Here is an 18,287-nt window from a genome sequence, read left to right as displayed (position 1 = left end):
TGCGGCGCGAGGCCCGTGGGGTCCGGGACGCCGCCGAAGGGGGGCTCGTAATGCCGCTCGTCACGGTGCGAAGTCTCCTGAGCCGGCATGGAGGGGCTGCGCCCCGCTGCCGCCGCATTTGCTGTCTTCCGTCGGGCAGGGTATTCCGATCCGGATCGATCGTCCGAGGTCGGTGCGCCGCGCGGCGGGGGTGAAGCCGTTCTTTCGGACCAATTGCGCCGAGAGGAAAGGGCTTCGCGGGACAAATCGGCGGGGGGATCGCGGCGAAAAGACCGCGAAGGCTCGGCCGAGCCCTCGACGACGCGCGGGCTGACGAGCGAGCCTGACATGATGCTGAAGCGTTGCCTGAGCCGCCTCTCTCCCGTCCGAACCCTGCGGTTCGCGCCGCTGCCGGCAGCGCGCCGTGCGGCAGCCGGGTTGTGCCTCGCGGCCGCGTCACACCTCGCCGTGGCGCCGGCCCTCGCCCAGGAAACCAACATGGCGGGCCGCGGCCTGCCGCTGGTGCGCGACGCCGAGACCGAACAGCTCCTGCGCGATTATCTCAATCCGATCCTGAAGGCGGCCGGCGTGCCCGGCGGCAGCACCGAGATCGTGCTCATCAACGATCCGCGCTTCAACGCCTTCGTCGCCGATTCGCACCGGGTGTTCATCAACACCGGCGTCATCATGCAATCGAAGACGCCGAACGAGGTGATCGGCGTACTCGCCCACGAAACCGGCCACATGGCCGGCAACCATCTCATCAAGCTCCACGAGGAGATGGCGAAGGCGCAGCTCATCGCCGCCGTTGGGATGCTCGTCGGCGCAGGCGCGGTCGCCGCCGGCGCGGCGAGCGGAAGCACCTCGATGGGCAACGGTGGCGCCGCCGCCATGTCCGGCGGCCTCGGCATCGCCCAGCGCACGCTGCTCGCCTACCAACGCTCGGAGGAAGAGGCGGCCGACCGTGCCGCGCTCAAATATCTCCTGATGACCAAGCAATCGGCGAAAGGCATGGTCGAGACCTTCCGCCGACTCGCCAACGAAGAGATCATGGTCACGCGCTACGCGGACCCCTATGCGCAGACCCATCCGTTCTCCCGCGAGCGCCTCGCCGCGGTGGAGACCCTCGCCGAACAGAGCCCCTATTGGAACGCCAAGGACCCGCCGGCGCTCCAGGCACGCCACGACATGGTGCGCGCCAAGCTGACGGCCTTCACCGGTCAGCCCTCCCTCGTCTCCCGGCAATATCCGCCGACCGACAAGAGCCTGCCGGCCCAATATGCCCGCGCCATCATCGCCTACCGGATCGGCGATCCGCAGGGCGCGCTCCAGCAGATCGACGCGCTCATCAAGCAGCAGCCCAAGAACCCCTATTTCTGGGAGCTGAAGGGCCAGGCCCTGCTCGAGGGCGGCCGTCCGCGCGAGGCCGTCGCGCCGCTGCGTCAGGCCGTCTCGCTCGCGCCCAGTGCCGGCCCGATCCGCATCATGTATGGCCAGGCGCTGGCGAATTCCGGCGACCCGGCGATGGTGAAGCAGGCGGTCGTGGAATTGCAGCGCGCCGCGCAGCAGGAACCCGACGACACCGCCCTGTTCCGCAGCCTCGCCACCGCCTATGCGGCGCAGGGCAACATCCCGATGGCCGACCTCTCGACCGCGCGGGGCATCATGGCGGCGGGATCGTGCTCCGAGGCGCGTCGCTACGCAGCCCGCGCCCAAGCAGCGCTCAAGCCCGGCACCCCGGCTTGGCTCCAGGCCGACGACATCATCTCCTGCAAACCGCCGCGGCTCGGCCGCGGCTGACGCTCTCGCCGGCGGTCGGGGTCGCGCTCGCCGATCCCCCTCCGGCCTCCCCTCTGAACAGGACCGCGTACCATGCCCACGATCCGTCGCCGCCTCCTCGCCGCCGCCGCCGCTCTCTCCGTCGGCGCCGCCGTCGCGGCCACGCCGACCCTCACCGCGTTCGCGGCCGATGCCCCCGCCCCCGCGGGCCAGGAATCGAAGGCCTTCTCCGATCTTCAGACGCGCGAGATCGAGACCATCATCCACCAATATCTCGTGACGCACCCGGAGGTGCTCCAGGAGGCCTATGTCGCGCTGAAGAAGCGTGAGGAGGCCGACGCCGCCAAGCAACAGAAGGAGATCATCGCGAGCCAGAGCGATCTCCTCTTCAATTCCAAGCACCAGGTGGTGCTCGGCAATCCGAAGGGCGACGTCACCATGGTGGAGTTCTTCGACTACAATTGCGGCTATTGCCGCCGCGCCGTCGCCGACACCTTCAAGCTGATCGAGGCCGATCCGAAGCTGCGCGTGGTGCTGAAGGAATATCCGATCCTGAGCCAGGGCTCGGTCGAAGCGGCCCAAGTCGCGATCGCGATCAAGGACGTCGCCCCGGACCGCTATGCCGACTTCCACCGCGCCATGTTCGAGACGGACGGACCGGCGGATCGCGCCCGGGCGCTCGCCGTCGCGGAGAAGCTCGGCCTGCCGATGGACAAGATCAAGGCGGCGATGAAGGGCCCGGACGTCGCGGCGACCCTCGAGGAGACCCACAATCTCGCCGATCTCCTCCAGATCAGCGGCACGCCGTCCTACGTCATCGCCGACAGCGTGATGCCCGGTGCGGTCGGCTACGACGCCCTGAAGCAGCAGGTGGACACGGTGCGCCATTGCGGCGGCACGACAAGTTCGTGCTGAGCGTGGGAAAACCGCGATCCTGAGCGATTTGCAGGCATTCCATCCGTCTCCGCAAATCCCTATAAGGAGGCGACCGGCCGAGGCGCCGCGGCATCTGCCCGCAGCCTCGGCGACGTTGATGTGGTGTGACGGATGGCAATTCCGGCGTTCGTGCTGAACGGACCCAATCTGAACCGGCTCGGCAAGCGAGAGCCGGCGATCTACGGATCGACGACGCTGGACGAGATCGCGGCCCGTTGCGTCGCGGCCGGCAAGCGTCACGATCTCGACGTCACGTTCCGCCAGTCCAACCACGAGGGCGTCCTCGTCGATTGGATTCACGAGGCGGCGGACACCGGCGTCGGCGGCATCATCCTGAACGCGGGTGCCTACACGCACACCTCCGTCGCGCTGCACGACGCGATCCGCGCCGTCGGCCTGCCCGTGATCGAGGTGCATCTCTCGAACGTGCATGCCCGCGAGGCCTTCCGCCACCATTCCTACATCTCGCCGGCGGCTGCCGGGGTGATTCTCGGCTTCGGCGCCGCGAGCTACGAGCTCGCGATCGACGCCCTCGCCGGTCTCATCCGACGCTGACGCCGCCTTCCCGCCCACGCGATTGCGCTCACCGGAAGCCATGTCCCAGAAGAAGCCGACGATAGACCAGACGCTGATCCGCGAACTCGCGGAACTCCTGAAGGAAACCGACCTCACCGAGATCGAGGTCGAGCAGGAGGGCATGCGCCTCAGGATCGCCCGCCACGGCACCCCGGCGACCTATGTCGCCCCCGTGGTGTCCGGCCCGGTCCCGGCGCAGACCGTGGTCGCGGTGCCGACGACGGCCGCCGCCCCCGCCGACCCTCTCCAGCACCCCGGCGTCGTGAAGTCGCCGATGGTCGGCACCGCCTATCTGGCACCGGAGCCCGGCGCAAAGGCGTTCATCGAGGTCGGCGACAAGGTAACCGTCGGCCAGACCCTCCTCATCGTCGAGGCGATGAAGACGATGAACCAGATCCCCGCCCCGCATGCCGGCACCGTCACCCAGATCCTCGTCGCCGACGGCCGGCCCGTCGAATACGGCGAGCCTTTGGTGATCGTCGAATAATGTTCTCGAAGATCCTCATCGCCAATCGCGGCGAGATCGCCTTGCGGGTGCTGCGCGCCTGCAAGGAGCTCGGCGTCGCGACCGTGGCCGTCCACTCGACGGCGGATGCCGACGCCATGCACGTGCGCCTCGCCGACGAGAGCGTGTGCATCGGCCCGCCGCCGGCGCGCGACAGCTATCTCAACATCCCCTCGCTGCTCGCCGCCTGCGAGATCACCGGGGCGGACGCCGTCCATCCCGGCTACGGCTTCCTGTCGGAAAATGCCCGCTTCGCCGAGATCCTCGAAGCGCATAACATCAAGTTCATCGGCCCCCGGCGGAACACATCCGCATCATGGGCGACAAGATCGAGGCCAAGCACACCGCCAAGCGCCTCGGCATCCCGGTGGTGCCGGGCTCCGAGGGCGAGGTGCGCACCGACGCCGAGGCCCGCAAGGTCGCCGAGGAGATCGGCTATCCGCTGCTCGTGAAGGCGGCGGCCGGCGGCGGCGGACGCGGCATGAAGGTCGCCCGCACCGCGGCCGACCTCGAGACCGCCCTCGCGACGGCCCGCTCCGAAGCCAAGGCCGCCTTCGGCGACGACGCGGTCTATCTGGAGCGCTACCTCTCCAAGCCCCGCCACATCGAGATCCAGGTGTTCGGCGACGGCCAGGGCAACGCCATCCACCTCGGCGAGCGCGATTGCTCGCTCCAGCGCCGCCATCAGAAGGTGTGGGAGGAGGCGCTGTCGCCGGCCCTCAATGCCGAGCAGCGCGAGGCGATCGGCGAGCGGGTCGCGCGCGCCATGCGCGAGCTGAAGTACGAGGGCGCCGGCACCGTCGAGTTCCTCTACGAGGACGGCGAGTTCTATTTCATCGAAATGAACACCCGCCTCCAGGTCGAGCATCCGGTGACCGAGATGATCACCGGCATCGACCTCGTCAACGAGCAGATCCGGGTCGCCGCCGGCGGCACGCTCGGCTTGCAGCAGAGCGACGTGCGCTTCAACGGCCACGCCATCGAATGCCGCATCAACGCCGAGGACCCGCGCACCTTCACGCCCTCGCCCGGCAAGATCACCTATTTCCACCCGCCCGGCGGCCTCGGCGTGCGCGTCGATTCCGGCGTCTACCAGGGCTATTCGATCCCGCCGAACTACGACAGCCTGATCGGCAAGCTCATCGTGCACGGCCGCAACCGCGTCGAGTGCATGATGCGCCTGAAGCGCTGCCTGGACGAATTCGTCGTCGACGGCATCAACACCACGATCCCGCTGTTCCGCCGGCTCGTCGAAGACCCGGAGATCGCCGACGGGATGTACGACATCCACTGGCTCGAAGGCTTCCTCGCCCGCGACGGCGAGTAAGAGACGGCAAATGAGACGGCCACGGGGCTCGCGCGACAGCGCGAGCCTCGTGGCGTTTCAGGGTTGTCCTGCGGCCTCGGCGAGCGAGGCCGCGATATCGGGCAGCGAGCGGAACAGGACGAGCGGATCGTCCTTGGACGCCAGAAAGCCGCGCCGCCGCCAGAACGCGGCCGCCCCTTCGTCGACGGCATTCACCATCAAGGCGCGCCCGCCGATCAGCCGTGCGGCCTCCACACAGCGTTGCAGGGCGTGCTTGACGAGGCCGGTGCCGATACCGCGGCCCGCCCAACGGGCATCCGTCGCGAGTTGCCCCAGCAGAAGACAGGGCACCGGATCTGGCGGCTGGCCGGTACGGATCGCGCGCGGCAGGCTTGCCGCCACCACTGCGGCCGGCGCCAGCCCATAATAGCCGACGACCCGCCCCGCCTCGTGTACCACCATGACCGCGGTGAAGCCCCTGCGATGATTGGAGAGCGCACGCGCCTTCAGCCAATGGTCGAGGGCGGGATGGCCGCAGTAAAAATCAGGGACGTCGTGATGGGCGGCGATCGGCTCCGGAGCCGAGATCGCCATCGCTCATCGCTCCGCCCGGTATCCGGGCTCCCACGGCGCGGGACGCTCGGCGAGGTCCACCATCTCGGCGACCGGCGCGGCCGGGCGCGCCACGGCGTCCAGGAAGGCGTCGAAACCGTCCTCGCTCATGCGGATCAGGCGATTCTCCAGAATCGCCTCTTCGGCGGCCCGCACCGCCGCCTCACGGACGAAGTCGGTGCGCGAACGGCCCCTGAGGCTCGCGGCGCGATCGATCATGGCGACGTCCGCGTCCGGCAGCCGCATCGAGATCGGATAATCCTTACGCTCCCCGTTCGCCATCGCCGCCGCCTCGCAATCGCGCCCGCGTCGTTCGACGGGCCTCTCCGTCACCTAGGACCGCGTAGCGCCAATTGCAATACACCCGCTCGTCACCGCAGCGCGCGGATGACCTGGATGTCGAGGTCGCGGATCTTCTTGCGCAGGGTGTTGCGGTTCACGCCGAGGAGTTCGGCCGCCTTGATCTGATTGCCGCGTGTCGCGGCGAGCGCCGCGCCAATCAAGGGCTGCTCCACGTCGCGCAGGATGCGGTGATAGAGGCCGGGGGCGGCAGGTCGTCGCCGAAGCCGGCGAAATAGGTCGCGAGGTGGCGCTCGACCGAGGACGCCAGGGTGTCCTGCCCGTCGGGCTGCGGCAGCGCCGGGGTCGGCTCGTCGAGCTCGTGCTCGATCAGAGCGGCCGAGATGACGTCCTGGGGATAGAGCGCCGTCAGGCGCCGCACCAGGTTCTCGAGCTCGCGCACATTGCCCGGCCAGCGATGCTGCTTCAGCCTGTCGAGCGCCGCCTGCTCGATCTGCTTCGCCGGCAGCCCCTCCTTCTCGGTGACCGTGAAGAAGTGGCGGACGAGGTCCGGAATATCCTCGGCGCGCTCGCGCAGGGGCGGCAGCCGGATCGGGACCACGTTGAGGCGGAAGAACAGGTCCTCGCGGAACAGGCCCTGATTGATGAGCTGCCGCAGGTCCTTGTTGGTGGCGGCGACGATGCGGACATTCGTCTTGATCGGGGTGCGGCCGCCGACCGTCGTGTACTCGCCCTGCTGGAGCACGCGCAGAAGGCGGGTCTGCGCCTCCATCGGCATGTCGCCGATTTCGTCGAGGAAGAGCGTGCCGCCCTCGGCCTGCTCGAAGCGGCCGGCGGAGCGCGCGGCGGCACCGGTGAAGGCGCCCTTCTCGTGGCCGAATAGTTCGGATTCGATGAGGTCGCGGGGGATCGCCGCCATGTTGATGGCGACGAACGGCCCTTTGCGGCGCTTGCCGTAATCATGAAGTGCGCGGGCGACCAGTTCCTTGCCGGTGCCGGACTCGCCGACGATCATCACGGTCAGGTCGGTCTGCATCAGCCGGGCGAGCACCCGGTAGATGTCCTGCATCGCCGGCGAGCGGCCGACGAGCGGCATGTTCTCGGTGCCCTCGTCGTCGGGGGCGAGGTTGCGCTTCGCCCGCGGCTCGGCGAGCGCCCGGCCGACGATCGAGATCAGCTCCTTCAGATCGAACGGCTTCGGCAGATATTCGTAGGCGCCGCGCTCGGAGGCGCGGATCGCCGTCATGAAGGTGTTCTGCGCGCTCATCACCACGACCGGCAGATCCGGCCGCGCCTTCTTGATGCGCGGCAGGAGGTCGAAGGCGTTCTCGTCGGGCATCACCACGTCGGTGATGATGAGATCGCCCTCGCCCTGGCTCACCCAGCGCCAGAGCGTCGCGGCATTGGAGGTCAGGCGCACCTCGTAGCCGGCCCGGGACAGGGCCTGGTTGAGGACGGTGCGGATGGCGGCATCGTCGTCCGCCACCAGGATCTTGCCGGTGGTCATGCTCGGGTGCTCACGGCTCTGAAGGTCGCGGCGCGGGACGCGCGGACGGGGCGTTCGGCCTCTCGCGGGCGGCCACGGCCGCCGGCATGAGGATGCGGAACTGGGTGCGGCGCGGCTGGGATTCGCATTCGATGACGCCGCCGTGGTCGCCGACGATCTTGGCGACCAAGGCGAGGCCGAGGCCGGTGCCGTTCGGCTTCGTCGTCACGAACGGGTCGAACAGATGCGGCATCAGGTCGGACGGCACGCCCGGCCCGTTGTCGCGCACGCAGAATTCGAGCGGCAGGCTGACGCGCTCGGCGGTGCCCGGCACCGAGAGGCGGATGCCCGGGCGGAAGGCGGTGGAGAGCACGATCTCGCCGTCCGGGTCCGAGCCGATCGCCTCGGTCGCGTTCTTCACGAGGTTGAGGAAGACCTGGATCAGTTGGTCGCGGTTGGCGAACACCGGCGGCAGCGAGGGGTCGTAATCCTCCGAGATGCGGATCGAACGGGCGAAGCCGCTCAAGGCGAGCCGCTTCACGTGGTCGAGCACGACGTGGATGTTGACCGGCTCGCGCTCGATGGGGCGCTCGTCGGAGAAGACCTCCATGCGATCGACCAGCTTCTTGATGCGGTCGGTCTCGTCGGTGATGAGGCGGGTCAGGGCCCGGTCGTCCTCGTTCACCGTGGTTTCGAGAAGCTGCGCCGCGCCGCGGATGCCCGAGAGCGGATTGCGGATCTCGTGGGCCAGCATGGCGGCGAGGCCGGTCACCGTGCGCGCGGCGCCGCGGGACGTCAGTTGCCGGTCGATCTTGTCGGCCATGGTGCGCTCCTGGAGCATCACCACGACCGACCCCGGCCGCTCGGGCAGCGGCGAGGCGTAGAGATCGACGATGCGCTCGGCGCCGATGCGCGGCGAGCCGAGATCGACCTTGTACTCGGCGACCGCGGAATCCCGCTCGCGCACCTGCTCGATCAGCACGACGAGCGGGCTCGAGAACGGCACCACGTCGGCGAGCTTGTGCCGGGAGAGCACCGGAGCGCTCGCCTGGAAGAATTCCTCGGCCGCATCGTTCGCCTCGACGATCATATCGTCGGGGCCGACGAGCAGGACGGGATGCGGCAGGGCGTCGATCAGCGCCATGCCGAGATCGGGCACCGGCTTCGACGCGGAGCGGGTCGGGAGACGCAACTTCAGGCTCATGCGGCGATCCTCGATTCGGTCGCAGGCGCGGCGAACCAACGCGTCAGGTTGGCGATCACGGCGTCCGGGTCGTCCGCGGTGACGATCGCGGTGCGCAGGCTCGGCGGCTCGGTCGAGGGGCAATCGTCCATCGCCCAGCCGAGGTGCTTGCGCGCCATCCGCCCGCCGACTGCGGTGCCGTGGAGCGACAGCATCGCCTCGTATTGCTCGATCAGGTCGGCGAGGCGCGTTGCCGCGTCCGGGCCGTTCCAGCGCTCGCCGGTCGCGAGAAAGCGCGCCACGGCGCCCGGAAACCACGGTCGTCCGCAGGCCCCGCGCCCGATCATCACCGCATCGGCGCCGGAGGCTTCGAGCATCGCCGGGGCGTCGCGGTAGGCGGTCAGGTCGCCATTCGCCACGACCGGGATCGAGACCGCCGCCTTGACCGCGCGGATCGCGGCCCAATCGGCGCTTCCCTTGTAGAACTGCGCTCGGGTGCGGCCGTGCACCGTGACCATCGCGACGCCGGCCGCCTCGGCCCGGCGGGCGAGGTCGGGGGCATTGAGCGACGTCGCGTCCCAGCCGAGCCGCATCTTCACCGTGACCGGCACGTCGACGGCGCCGACGACGGCCTCGATGAGGGCCAGGGCATGGTCGGGCTCGCGCATCAGGGCGGAGCCGGACCAGCCGTTGACCACGCGCTTCGCCGGGCAGCCCATGTTGATGTCGATGATCTGTGCCCCCGCCCCGGCGGCGATGCGCGCCGCCTCGGCCATCGGGGCGGCCTCGCAGCCCGCAAGCTGCACGGCATGGGGCTCGACACCGCCACCTTGAGCGCGTACCACGAATTCGGTCTCGCCCTCGGCGAGGGCCCCGCCGGCGACCATTTCCGACACGACGAGCCCCGCCCCGTAGCGCGCGGCGATCCGACGGAACGGCAGATCGGTGATCCCGGCCATCGGGGCGAGCAGGACGCGGCTGCCGAGCGTGAGGGGACCGACCCTCAACGGTTCGGCCGGGAGCGGAAACGGAACATGGGATCCCACGCGGTCCTCGCCGAAAGCGCCATCAGTCGATGCGCAGGAAGTAGGCATAAACGTCATTTGCCCATATTCTAGACAAGCTGCCTAGTCTCGCAAGCCCCATTCGTAGGCTGTGCGTTGCAACACTTGTGGGCGGGCCCCCGCAGCCGTAAAGGGGGCGGCTGAAGAAAAGGATCGCGCCCGCCGATGTCCGGCATCCCAGCATCTTCCGCAGATCGGCCGTCGCCGCGCACGGCGCTGCTCGTCGTCGCCGCCGGACGGGGCACGCGGGCCGCGCGCCATGCTGTTGCGATGCCGAAACAATATGTTCCGATCGGCGGCCGCCCGGTGCTCGCCGAGACGCTCGCGACGCTGTCTGCCCACCCCCGCATCAGCCGCACCATCGTCGTCATCCATCCCGACGACATGGAGAGCTACCACGCGGCGAGCCACGGCATTGCGGGCCTCGACGAGCCGGTGACGGGCGGCGCGACGCGCCAGCTTTCGGTGCTCGCAGGGCTCGAGCGCCTCGCCGACGATCCCCCGGACATGGTGCTGATCCACGACGGCGTGCGCCCGTTCTGCCCACCCGAGGTGATCGAGCGGGTGATCGACAGCCTGTCGAACCACGACGGGGCGATCGCCGCCCTGCCCGTCGCCGATACCATGAAGCGGGTCGATGCCGTCGAGCGCATCGTCGAAACCGTGCCCCGCGCCGGCCTGTGGGCCGCGCAGACGCCGCAGGGTTTCCGCTTCGAGCCCATCCTCACCGCCCACCGCCGCGCCCATGCGAGCCGGCGTTTCGACCTCACCGACGATGCCGCGGTCGCCGAATGGGCGGGCCTCAGGGTCGCGGTCGTTCCGGGAGACGCGGAGAACGTGAAGATCACCACCGCCGCCGATCTCGATCGCGCCGACCACAAGCTCGCCGCCGCCCACCTCGCCGCCCTCGCCGACGTGCGCATCGGCAACGGCTTCGACGTGCACCGCTTCGGCCCCGGCGATTCCGTCGTGCTCGGCGGGGTCCGGATCGACCACGATGCCGGCCTCGTCGGCCATTCGGATGCCGACGTCGCGCTGCACGCCATCACCGACGCCATCCTCGGCGCCATCGGCGACGGTGACATCGGCCAGCACTTCCCGCCCTCCGAGGAGCGCTGGCGCGGCGCCGATTCCGCCGTGTTCCTCGCCGACGCCGTGGCTCGGGTGACCGCCCGCGGCGGCATCGTCGGCAACATCGATCTCACCATCGTCTGCGAGCGGCCGAAGATCGGCCCCCACCGCGAAGCGATGCGGGCGCGGATCGCCGAGATCTGCGGCATGGTCATCGACCGCATCGGCGTCAAGGCGACGACCAGCGAGGGGCTCGGCTTCACCGGGCGGCGCGAGGGCATCGTCGCGATGGCGAGCGCCGTCGTCCGCCTGCCGTGGACCGGCCATCAGCCGGGAGCCACCCTATGAGCGACCGCCAAGCCCTCGAAGCCGCCGCCGCCGACCTCCTCGCCCGCGCCCGCGCGGCGGGGCTGACGATCGCGACGGCCGAATCGTGCACCGGCGGCCTCATCGCCGGCACCCTGACCGAAATCGCCGGGTCCTCGGCGGTCGTCGATCGCGGCTTCGTCACCTATTCGAACGCCGCCAAGACCGAGATGCTCGGCGTCGACGCCGACCTGATCGAGAGCCGCGGCGCGGTCTCCCGCGAGGTCGCGCTCGCCATGGTCGAGGGCGTGTTCGCCATGAGCCCGGTCGATCTCGCCGTCGCCGTCACCGGCATCGCCGGGCCGGGCGGCGGCAGCGCGGAGAAGCCGGTCGGCCTCGTTCATCTCGCCGCGGGGCGTCGCGGCCACGATCCCGTGCACATCGAGCGGCGCTTCGGCGACATCGGCCGCGCCGGCGTGCGCACCGCCACGATCGCCGCCGCCTTCGAGCTCGTCGCGAGCCTGCTGCCGCGCTGATCCGGCGCCCCGCCGCGACGGCGCGCCTTTTGCGCCGGAGACGGCGACAAAGGCCGGGGCGTCGGCTATAGGAGGAAGCGTCATGACCTCTTCCTCCACGCCCCCTATCATCACCACGACGGTCGACCTCGCCGATGCCTGCAAGCGGCTCGCGGCGCATCCGTTCGTCACCGTCGACACCGAGTTCCTACGCGAGACGACCTTCTGGCCGAAGCTCTGCGTCGTGCAGATCGCGAGCCCGGACGAGGCGGTTCTCGTCGACGCGCTCGCGCCGGATCTCGACCTCGCGCCCATCATGGCCCTGATGACCGATACGCGGGTCGTGAAGGTGTTCCACGCGGCGCGGCAGGACGTCGAGATCTTCCACCATCTCGGCGACGTGATCCCGGTCCCGCTATTCGACACCCAGATCGCCGCGATGGTCTGCGGCTTCGGCGATTCGATCTCCTACGACCAGTTGGTCGCCAAGGTGACGGGCGCTCGCATCGACAAGACGATGCGCTTCACCGATTGGTCGCAGCGCCCGCTCAGCCCCGTGCAGCTCGAATATGCCGTCGCCGACGTGACGCATCTGCGCGACGTCTACCTGCACCTCCAGCGCATCCTCGAAGATCAGGGCCGTACCGGCTGGGTCTCGGAAGAGCTCGCCGTGCTGACCTCGCCGTCGACCTATCGGGTGGCGCCCGAGGATGCCTGGCAGCGGCTCAAGCTCCGGGTCAAGAAGGCGTCGGAACTCGCCGTGCTCCAGGAGGTCGCCGCCTGGCGCGAGCGCGAGGCGCAGAGCCGGGACGTGCCGCGCGGCCGCATCCTCAAGGACGACGCGATCTACGAGATCGCCGCCCGCCAGCCCCAGGACGTCGCGACGCTCGGCACCCTGCGGGCCCTGCCGCGCGGTATGGAGCGCTCGCGCACCGGCACCGAGATCATCGCCGCGGTGAAGCGCGCGTTGGCGCGACCGGCGTCCGAAATGCCGGTGCTGCCCGCGGCTCGGCCGGTGCCCGACGGCGCGAGCGCCGCGACGGAACTGCTCAAGGTGCTTCTGCGCCTCGTCGCCGAGAAGCACGGCGTCGCCGCCAAGGTGATCGCGAGCGTCGACGAACTCGAGGCGATCGCCGCCGAGGGCGAGGATGCCGATGTCGGTGCGCTCGAAGGCTGGCGGCGCGAAATGTTCGGCGATGCCGCTCTCGCTCTGCGCTCGGGCCGCCTCGCGCTCGGCTTCGACGGCCGCAAGGTCGTCATCCTGCCGCTCGACGAGACCATCGCCGTCGCCGCCCCGGCGCCGCGCGCGAAATCCCGCCGCCGCCGTCGCGGCGGCCGCCCCAACGGGGCGGCGAGCGAGGACACCGCGGTGGACGTCGAGGCGATCGCCGAGGCCGAATCGGCGGAGTGAGCCGGGGGAGGAGCAAGCGAGGGCTCGGGCGGAGCACGCCAGGGCTCGGCTGAACAATCAGCGGCACTTTTCTGACTGCAACTGCCCGCAATCACGGCCTATCCCCACCCACACCGCCCAAAGTCCCTCCCCTGCCAGGGGAGGGACAGACCGGCGCAGCCGGTCAGGGTGGGGTCCGGCGCCGCCAGGCGCCGTCGCGGCGGGAACGACCCGTTGTTGCATTTTCACGCAAGTCTCGCCCAGCCGGACCCCACCCCGGCGCTGCGCGCCACCCCTCCCCCTGGCAGGAGAGGGGTTCGGCACGCGTCTCGCAACGAACAAGATTCCGGCCGCGGCCCTGTCACCACTCCACGTCCGGCGGCCCTATCACCACCCTTGCGTCCGGCGCCCTCTCAAAATCCCCTACGCCCCGCCCGCTCCCTCCGCGCGGCCTGCCCCCCTCACGCCGCCCGTTCGCGCAGAAAGCGGGCGCGGTATTCGGTGGGGCTGAGGCCGATGCGGCGGCGGAAATGGTGCCGCAGGCCGTCGGCCGAGCCGAGGCCGGCCGCGGCGGCGATCTCGTCCATCGCGAGCCCGCCCTCCCGCAGCAGCGTCTTGGCGGCCTCGATACGCTCCGCCGCCAGCCACTCCCCCGGAGAACTGCCGGTCGCCTCGGCGAAGCGGCGCGCGAAGGTGCGCACGCTCATGCGGCAGGCCGCCGCCATGCGCGGCAGCGTCCAGTCTGCCGCGAGGTCGGCGCGGACGACGTCGAGCAGAGGCGCGATCTCGGCCTTGTCGCGCTGCCGCACCGGCCGCTCCAGGAACTGCGCCTGACCGCCGGACCGATGCGCCGGCATGACGAGCCGCCGCGCCACGCTGTTGGCGGCGGCGGCCCCGAAATCCTGGCGGACGATCTCGATCATGAGGTCGATGCCCGCGGCGCTGCCGGCCGACGTGAAGATCCGGCCATGCCTTCGGTAGAGCGCCGCCGCGTCGACCTCGATCACCGGATGACGCTGCCGCAGAGCGTCCGCATAGCGCCAGTGGGTCGTCGCCGTCGCGCCGTCGAGAAGCCCCGTGGCGGCAAGAACGAAGACGCCCGAACAGATCGAGGCGAGACGGGCGCCGCGGGCGTGGGCCGCTTTGAGGCGCTCGACGAGCGCGCCCGGCACCGGTGCGTCGATGCCACGCCAGCCCGGCACCACGATCAGGTCGGCCTCGTCCAGGATCGCCGCGTCCGCCGTCGCCTGCACGACGAGGCCGCCGTGGGCCCGCATCGGCCCGTCGTCGACCGGCGCGCTCGCGAAGCGATACCAGCCCTCCCCCATTTCCGGGCGCGCAAGGCCGAAGATCTCGGCGACGATGCCGAATTCGAACGTGCACAGCCCGTCGTAGAGGAGCGCGACGACGAGAGGGCCGGAGACGGGAGGACCGGAGACGGGCGGGTGAGACACGAGGCGGCCGGATGCGATTGGCATGATCTTCACGATCGTTGTCGTTCGCGCCAATTGCAAGCCCGGCGAAGGAAAGCGCACAAAGGAAGCCGTCAGATCCAGCTTGGAGATCCTCGATGCCCTCCGCCGTCACCGCCGTTCCCGCCGCGCCGAGCGACGAGGCGCGCGCCCATTTCGCCGCCGAGTTCCGCTTCGAGACGGATTGCTGGGACGTCCACGACGCCCTCGCGCGGGGGCCGGACTTCGTCCTCCTCGACGTCCGCAGCCCGGCCCTGTTCGCGAAGGGCCACGTGCCGGGTGCGATCAACCTGCCGCACGGCAAGATCATCGCCTCGAAGCTCGCCGCCTGGCCGGCCGAAACGCTGTTCGTGACCTATTGCGCCGGCCCGCATTGCAACGGCGCCGCCCGCGGCGCCCTTCGCCTCGCCGAGCTCGGGCGGCCGGTCAAGATCATGGCCGGCGGCATCACCGGCTGGCTCGACGAGGGTTTCGCGCTCGCGACCGGCGACGGGGACGCCGGCTGAATCGCGCCCCGGCGGGAAGGACGCCCGCCGGAGTCCCGCTGCCTGCCTCGGTACGGCCTTCCAATTTGCCGCCCTGTCGTCGAAGAGCATCCTTCAGGCGGCGAATGGGGTCTCGTCAGTCCGCCCCGACGGCCTGCCATACCGCCGCGAACCCTCCCGTGAGCATCAGGCGTCTCGCCTCGTCGGACGGACTTGGCTTGCAAAGATGCCACTGGAAATGCGGCGTGTCCGGCTTAGTCCAGTCGCCGCCCCATTTGCAGCGGTGCTGCTTGAAGATGTCCGCCACGTGCCGAAACCACGCCTCGCCTCCCGGAGGTTCCCAAAATTTCGTTCGGTGCACGATATCGACGGCCAATCCGTAGCCGTGCCAGCTATGGAGGTTGGTCGGTGCGTTGGTCACGGTGTGCACGGGCGGGATGATCGTCCGCCCCCGCGCATAATAGAGGGCCTGGAGTTCCTGGCTCCGGTGCGCCTCGTAAACCACGGCATCGAGGCCTGCCGCGTTGGTGGCCCCGAGGGCCTCTCGCACGGCGACCGCAAATTTCGGTGCCAAGAGACTGAGGTCCTTGGAGACTTTTGGGCTCGGCGCCCCCCCTCGCGCGCTCATAGCAAACCTCCTTGCGGTCCATCGGGATCGCCGACCCACGCGTGAGGCTCGAACACGCCGTCACGCACCGCCAAGGCGGCGGCAGCGGCCGCATCCCCCTGCGGGCCGGTGCCCGGAGATCGGGGCGGCGCCGCAGCCGCGGGATCGCTTCCCGGGTTCGCCGGCCCTCCGTCACCCAGCTTCGGTGCCGTATGCTCGGCCGGCTTGAGCGTGGAGCGGATGTCGACGAACTTGTTGAGGAGATCGAACCAGAAAGGCGCTCCGAAGCTGATCGCGATGGCGGTCGCGATCCATCCGAGCAAGCGGAGAGCGCCTTCCTGGATGGTGCGCGGCGTGTTCGCGTCATTCCACCCGATTGGCAGGGTCGTCGCCTCGAGCTGGTCGCGAATGCAGCCCATGGTCGCTTTGGGCTGTCCCCCGGTCACCGAACCGGTCCCCCCGCAATCCGAACCGCCGGTCTTCACATAGTCAGCGGCCTGAGACACGACGATATCGCGTAGCGCCGGGCCATTGAGGAGCCCGTTCGCGACGCTTAGGGCATCCACATTCATCACGATGGCGGCCGCAAGCCCAACCGCCGCGGCGATCATTCTGCTCCGCCGCGCATACCATCCCGAAACACGGTCCATCGTGCTGTCGTAGAGGCGCTCGATGTTCTTCTCGATCGCATGGATGTCGTCGACACCCGCATCGATCATGTCCGCGCATAGCCTTGCCACGGGACTGCCGTTCGCGCTCTTGGCCAAGCTCGCCCTCAATGCCTGGATCGCTGGTTGCCCGACCGTCTCGGCACCGCCGATCGCGCTGAGAGCCGCGAGGACAAAATTCTCGGTGGGTATATAAGAGGGGAGATTCCGCGATCCGCTGCCAAGAGCGCCCTTGAACAACGGGAATATTGCGGGGTGATCGTAGAATTTTTTCAGGACGTCCTCCTCAGTGGGGAGGGACGACACCGTGATGAGCCCTGAAATACCATCTCTCAGGTCACGGGCTCGGCTTTTCACGATAACTTCGATGAACTCATTGGCCGCCGTCGCGAAAAGACTGAGAAATCCAAACAAGAATGCCATGCCGATACCGACATCCAACATCTCCAAGCCGAACATGCCCCCTCCCCATTCTGTCCCGAAACGCCGCGCCGGCGCACCTGGACCTTGGACAAAAGACGACGCGACGCGAGAACAAACTCGCGCAAAACTAGAGACTTGAAATTGTAATAGGCGCTCCAACGCCGGCAGACACCGACGTAAGCGGAATAGAGTTCCGCTCGTCTTTGGACATGAAACTAATGCGCAAGACGCAAATAGCCTTCCGCGCCCTCACCGCACGCGCGAAGGGCACAACACAACATCATTCCAGAGAAAAGTGTGCGTCCGAGACGTTCCACGACCCAACACTAGAAGTAGCTGCTTGCGCTTCGGTTCGCAACAGGATTTCGCAACCATGGATTGCCGATTCGCGCCGCCGTGCCAGGAACACGCGGTCGCGCGGCGCAGCGGGCCGTCCGTGGGGCAATCAAGGGGACCAGCGCGAGACGCGCGGCCCGGCCGAGCGCGAGATGCGGTTCAGAGCCCCGCGAAGCGGAAGCGGTAGGTGGTTTCGAGCGGCGTCTCGGGGTCGAAATGCTGGGCGGTCGCGATGCCCCGCGCCTTGAAGGGCGAAGTGGGGTTCATGGCGTGGGCGTAGCCGAGTTCGAACGGCGCGCACACCGGCTCGACGCCGAGGCCGAGGAAGCGGCCGTTCCACGGATGATAGGTGCGGCCGCGGTTGGAAATCCACAACACCAGCGACGGGAACACCGTCTCGTCCCACTCCATGCGCGTCACATAGCGCTCGGCCCGGTTGGTGAGGCGGACCTTGCCGCCGTGACCATTGACGACGACGAGCTCTTCCGTGTCGAACGGCAGCGGCAGCGCGGCGAACGAGACCGTACCACCGGTCTCGAGCGGCACCGCCTTGAGCGTGTCCGCGACCTGCCCCGGCGCCGCCTTCGACACGCCGAGCTCGAACCGGCCCGGATAGGTCGAGACCTTCACCGGCGCCTCGAAATCGATCTCGAAGGAGCCGGTCGCCTGGGGCAGTTGGAAGGTCGGGTGGAGGCCCCACGGCAGATCGCAGGCCGCGCGGGCGAAGACGCGCACGGTGACGGTGATGTCCGGAGAGCCGTCCTTGACATTGATGGTGCGCTCGATGCGGCGGATCGGCACCGGCGCCGGCGGCTCGAAACTGATCGACAGCACCCGGGGACCAACCCGGTCGAGCTGCCAGAAGCCGTGCGAGGCGGCGCCGTGCTGGGCCGGATCGGGGCTCCTCAACGTCGCATCGAGGCCGGCCATCCATTCCGGCAGAAGGTCGGTGCGGGCCTCGGTGAGGCCGAACGGGATGCAGGTCCAGTCGCCCCTGAGCCCGGCGAGCATCGGCGGCAGCGGTTCGCCGCCGTGCTCGTTCGCCCACGGCGCGACGAGAAAGGGGCTGACCCGGCGCCCGTCGTCGAGCTCGATCTCGGCCGGGGCCATCATGCCGCCCATCGGGCGAACCGCGAGGTGGCCGCGATCCCAGCTCAGCGTCCAGTGGCTCATCGAAAGGATTCCCGAGTTCGGAAATGAGGGCGTCAGGAGACGGGACGATGGGGCGGATCGCCGGCGGACGCAACGCCGCCCGCCGGTCGCACCGCGCGGCCCGGGAGACCCGAGA

General features: G+C 69.3%; 16 protein-coding genes and 2 pseudogenes. 9 read left to right on the top strand and 9 right to left on the bottom strand.

Annotated features, from left to right (window positions below; translation table 11 throughout):
- Nucleotides 1-327 precede the first annotated feature (327 nt).
- The 5 genes and pseudogenes from F0357_RS15670 to accC all read left to right on the top strand — a co-directional run bounded on the left by F0357_RS15670 (nucleotide 328) and on the right by accC (nucleotide 5,102).
- Entirely contained in the window at nucleotides 328-1,779 is a 1,452-nt protein-coding gene (locus F0357_RS15670) for a M48 family metalloprotease (RefSeq protein ID WP_246161487.1), read from the top strand.
- Nucleotides 1,780-1,851: 72 nt separating this feature from the next.
- The gene (locus tag F0357_RS15665; RefSeq protein WP_153484004.1) at nucleotides 1,852-2,673 is read left to right on the top strand and encodes a DsbA family protein; all 822 of its coding nucleotides are present in this window, start codon (nucleotides 1,852-1,854) and stop codon (nucleotides 2,671-2,673) included.
- 132 nt (nucleotides 2,674-2,805) lie between these two features.
- Nucleotides 2,806-3,249 carry a type II 3-dehydroquinate dehydratase gene (aroQ, locus tag F0357_RS15660; protein WP_153484001.1) on the top strand — a complete coding sequence of 148 codons (444 nt, stop codon included), beginning with the start codon at nucleotides 2,806-2,808 and terminating at the stop codon, nucleotides 3,247-3,249.
- A gap of 40 nt (nucleotides 3,250-3,289) precedes the next feature.
- Complete coding sequence (accB, locus tag F0357_RS15655) at nucleotides 3,290-3,757, top strand: acetyl-CoA carboxylase biotin carboxyl carrier protein (RefSeq protein WP_153483997.1); 468 nt, start codon at nucleotides 3,290-3,292, stop codon at nucleotides 3,755-3,757.
- Nucleotides 3,757-5,102, top strand: a pseudogene (gene accC / locus F0357_RS15650) (acetyl-CoA carboxylase biotin carboxylase subunit). The gene accB and the pseudogene accC overlap by 1 nt, the downstream one beginning before the upstream one ends.
- Before the next feature lie 57 nt (nucleotides 5,103-5,159).
- On the opposite strand, the gene F0357_RS15645 reads toward accC, so the two are convergent.
- From F0357_RS15645 to dusB, 5 genes and pseudogenes are all read right to left on the bottom strand, one after another.
- The gene (locus F0357_RS15645; RefSeq protein WP_153483994.1) at nucleotides 5,160-5,675 is read right to left on the bottom strand and encodes a GNAT family N-acetyltransferase; all 516 of its coding nucleotides are present in this window, start codon (nucleotides 5,673-5,675) and stop codon (nucleotides 5,160-5,162) included.
- Nucleotides 5,676-5,678: 3 nt separating this feature from the next.
- Complete coding sequence (locus tag F0357_RS15640; protein WP_446689045.1) at nucleotides 5,679-6,026, bottom strand: type II toxin-antitoxin system TacA family antitoxin; 348 nt, start codon at nucleotides 6,024-6,026, stop codon at nucleotides 5,679-5,681.
- A gap of 38 nt (nucleotides 6,027-6,064) precedes the next feature.
- Nucleotides 6,065-7,500 (bottom strand): annotated as a pseudogene (ntrC, locus tag F0357_RS15635) (nitrogen regulation protein NR(I)).
- Nucleotides 7,501-7,510: 10 nt separating this feature from the next.
- On the bottom strand, nucleotides 7,511-8,623 hold the full coding sequence (locus F0357_RS15630; RefSeq protein WP_246161694.1) for a two-component system sensor histidine kinase NtrB: 1,113 nt from the start codon (nucleotides 8,621-8,623) through the stop codon (nucleotides 7,511-7,513).
- 56 nt (nucleotides 8,624-8,679) lie between these two features.
- Nucleotides 8,680-9,669, bottom strand: a complete 990-nt coding sequence (gene dusB / locus F0357_RS15625) for a tRNA dihydrouridine synthase DusB (protein ID WP_246161486.1) — start codon at nucleotides 9,667-9,669, stop codon at nucleotides 8,680-8,682.
- A gap of 222 nt (nucleotides 9,670-9,891) precedes the next feature.
- Between dusB and F0357_RS15620 the strand changes: the two genes are divergently transcribed.
- The 3 genes from F0357_RS15620 (at nucleotide 9,892) to rnd (ending at nucleotide 13,029) form a co-directional block, all read left to right on the top strand.
- Nucleotides 9,892-11,145, top strand: coding sequence for a bifunctional 2-C-methyl-D-erythritol 4-phosphate cytidylyltransferase/2-C-methyl-D-erythritol 2,4-cyclodiphosphate synthase (locus F0357_RS15620; protein WP_153483988.1), 1,254 nt, complete (start codon nucleotides 9,892-9,894; stop codon nucleotides 11,143-11,145).
- Nucleotides 11,142-11,639, top strand: coding sequence for a CinA family protein (locus F0357_RS15615; protein WP_153483980.1), 498 nt, complete (start codon nucleotides 11,142-11,144; stop codon nucleotides 11,637-11,639). Before F0357_RS15620 ends, F0357_RS15615 begins: the two co-directional genes overlap by 4 nt.
- A gap of 82 nt (nucleotides 11,640-11,721) precedes the next feature.
- Complete coding sequence (rnd, locus tag F0357_RS15610) at nucleotides 11,722-13,029, top strand: ribonuclease D (RefSeq protein ID WP_153483967.1); 1,308 nt, start codon at nucleotides 11,722-11,724, stop codon at nucleotides 13,027-13,029.
- 440 nt (nucleotides 13,030-13,469) lie between these two features.
- Here the strand turns inward: rnd and ftrA are convergent, their stop codons facing one another.
- A complete protein-coding gene (gene ftrA, locus F0357_RS15605; RefSeq protein WP_153483959.1) occupies nucleotides 13,470-14,486 on the bottom strand; it encodes a transcriptional regulator FtrA in 1,017 nt (338 codons plus the stop codon).
- A 92-nt stretch (nucleotides 14,487-14,578) separates the two neighbouring features.
- On the opposite strand from ftrA, the gene F0357_RS15600 reads away from it, so the two are divergent.
- Nucleotides 14,579-14,986, top strand: coding sequence for a rhodanese-like domain-containing protein (locus F0357_RS15600; protein ID WP_153483951.1), 408 nt, complete (start codon nucleotides 14,579-14,581; stop codon nucleotides 14,984-14,986).
- A 115-nt stretch (nucleotides 14,987-15,101) separates the two neighbouring features.
- Here F0357_RS15600 and F0357_RS15595 read toward each other — a convergent pair whose 3' ends face one another.
- The 3 genes from F0357_RS15595 to F0357_RS15585 all read right to left on the bottom strand — a co-directional run bounded on the left by F0357_RS15595 (nucleotide 15,102) and on the right by F0357_RS15585 (nucleotide 18,172).
- A complete protein-coding gene (locus F0357_RS15595; protein WP_208948369.1) occupies nucleotides 15,102-15,539 on the bottom strand; it encodes a M15 family metallopeptidase in 438 nt (145 codons plus the stop codon).
- Between the two features lie 50 nt (nucleotides 15,540-15,589).
- Nucleotides 15,590-16,699 (bottom strand): hypothetical protein, encoded by a 1,110-nt coding sequence (locus F0357_RS15590; RefSeq protein ID WP_153483944.1) that lies wholly within the window; start codon nucleotides 16,697-16,699, stop codon nucleotides 15,590-15,592.
- Between the two features lie 459 nt (nucleotides 16,700-17,158).
- Nucleotides 17,159-18,172 (bottom strand): aldose epimerase family protein, encoded by a 1,014-nt coding sequence (locus F0357_RS15585; RefSeq protein ID WP_153483940.1) that lies wholly within the window; start codon nucleotides 18,170-18,172, stop codon nucleotides 17,159-17,161.
- Nucleotides 18,173-18,287: the final 115 nt, after the last annotated feature.

Source organism: Segnochrobactrum spirostomi (assembly GCF_009600605.1).
Lineage (GTDB): Bacteria > Pseudomonadota > Alphaproteobacteria > Rhizobiales > Segnochrobactraceae > Segnochrobactrum > Segnochrobactrum spirostomi.
The sequence above is the reverse complement of the archived record's forward strand: the minus strand, read 5'-3'. Positions and strand labels throughout refer to the sequence as shown.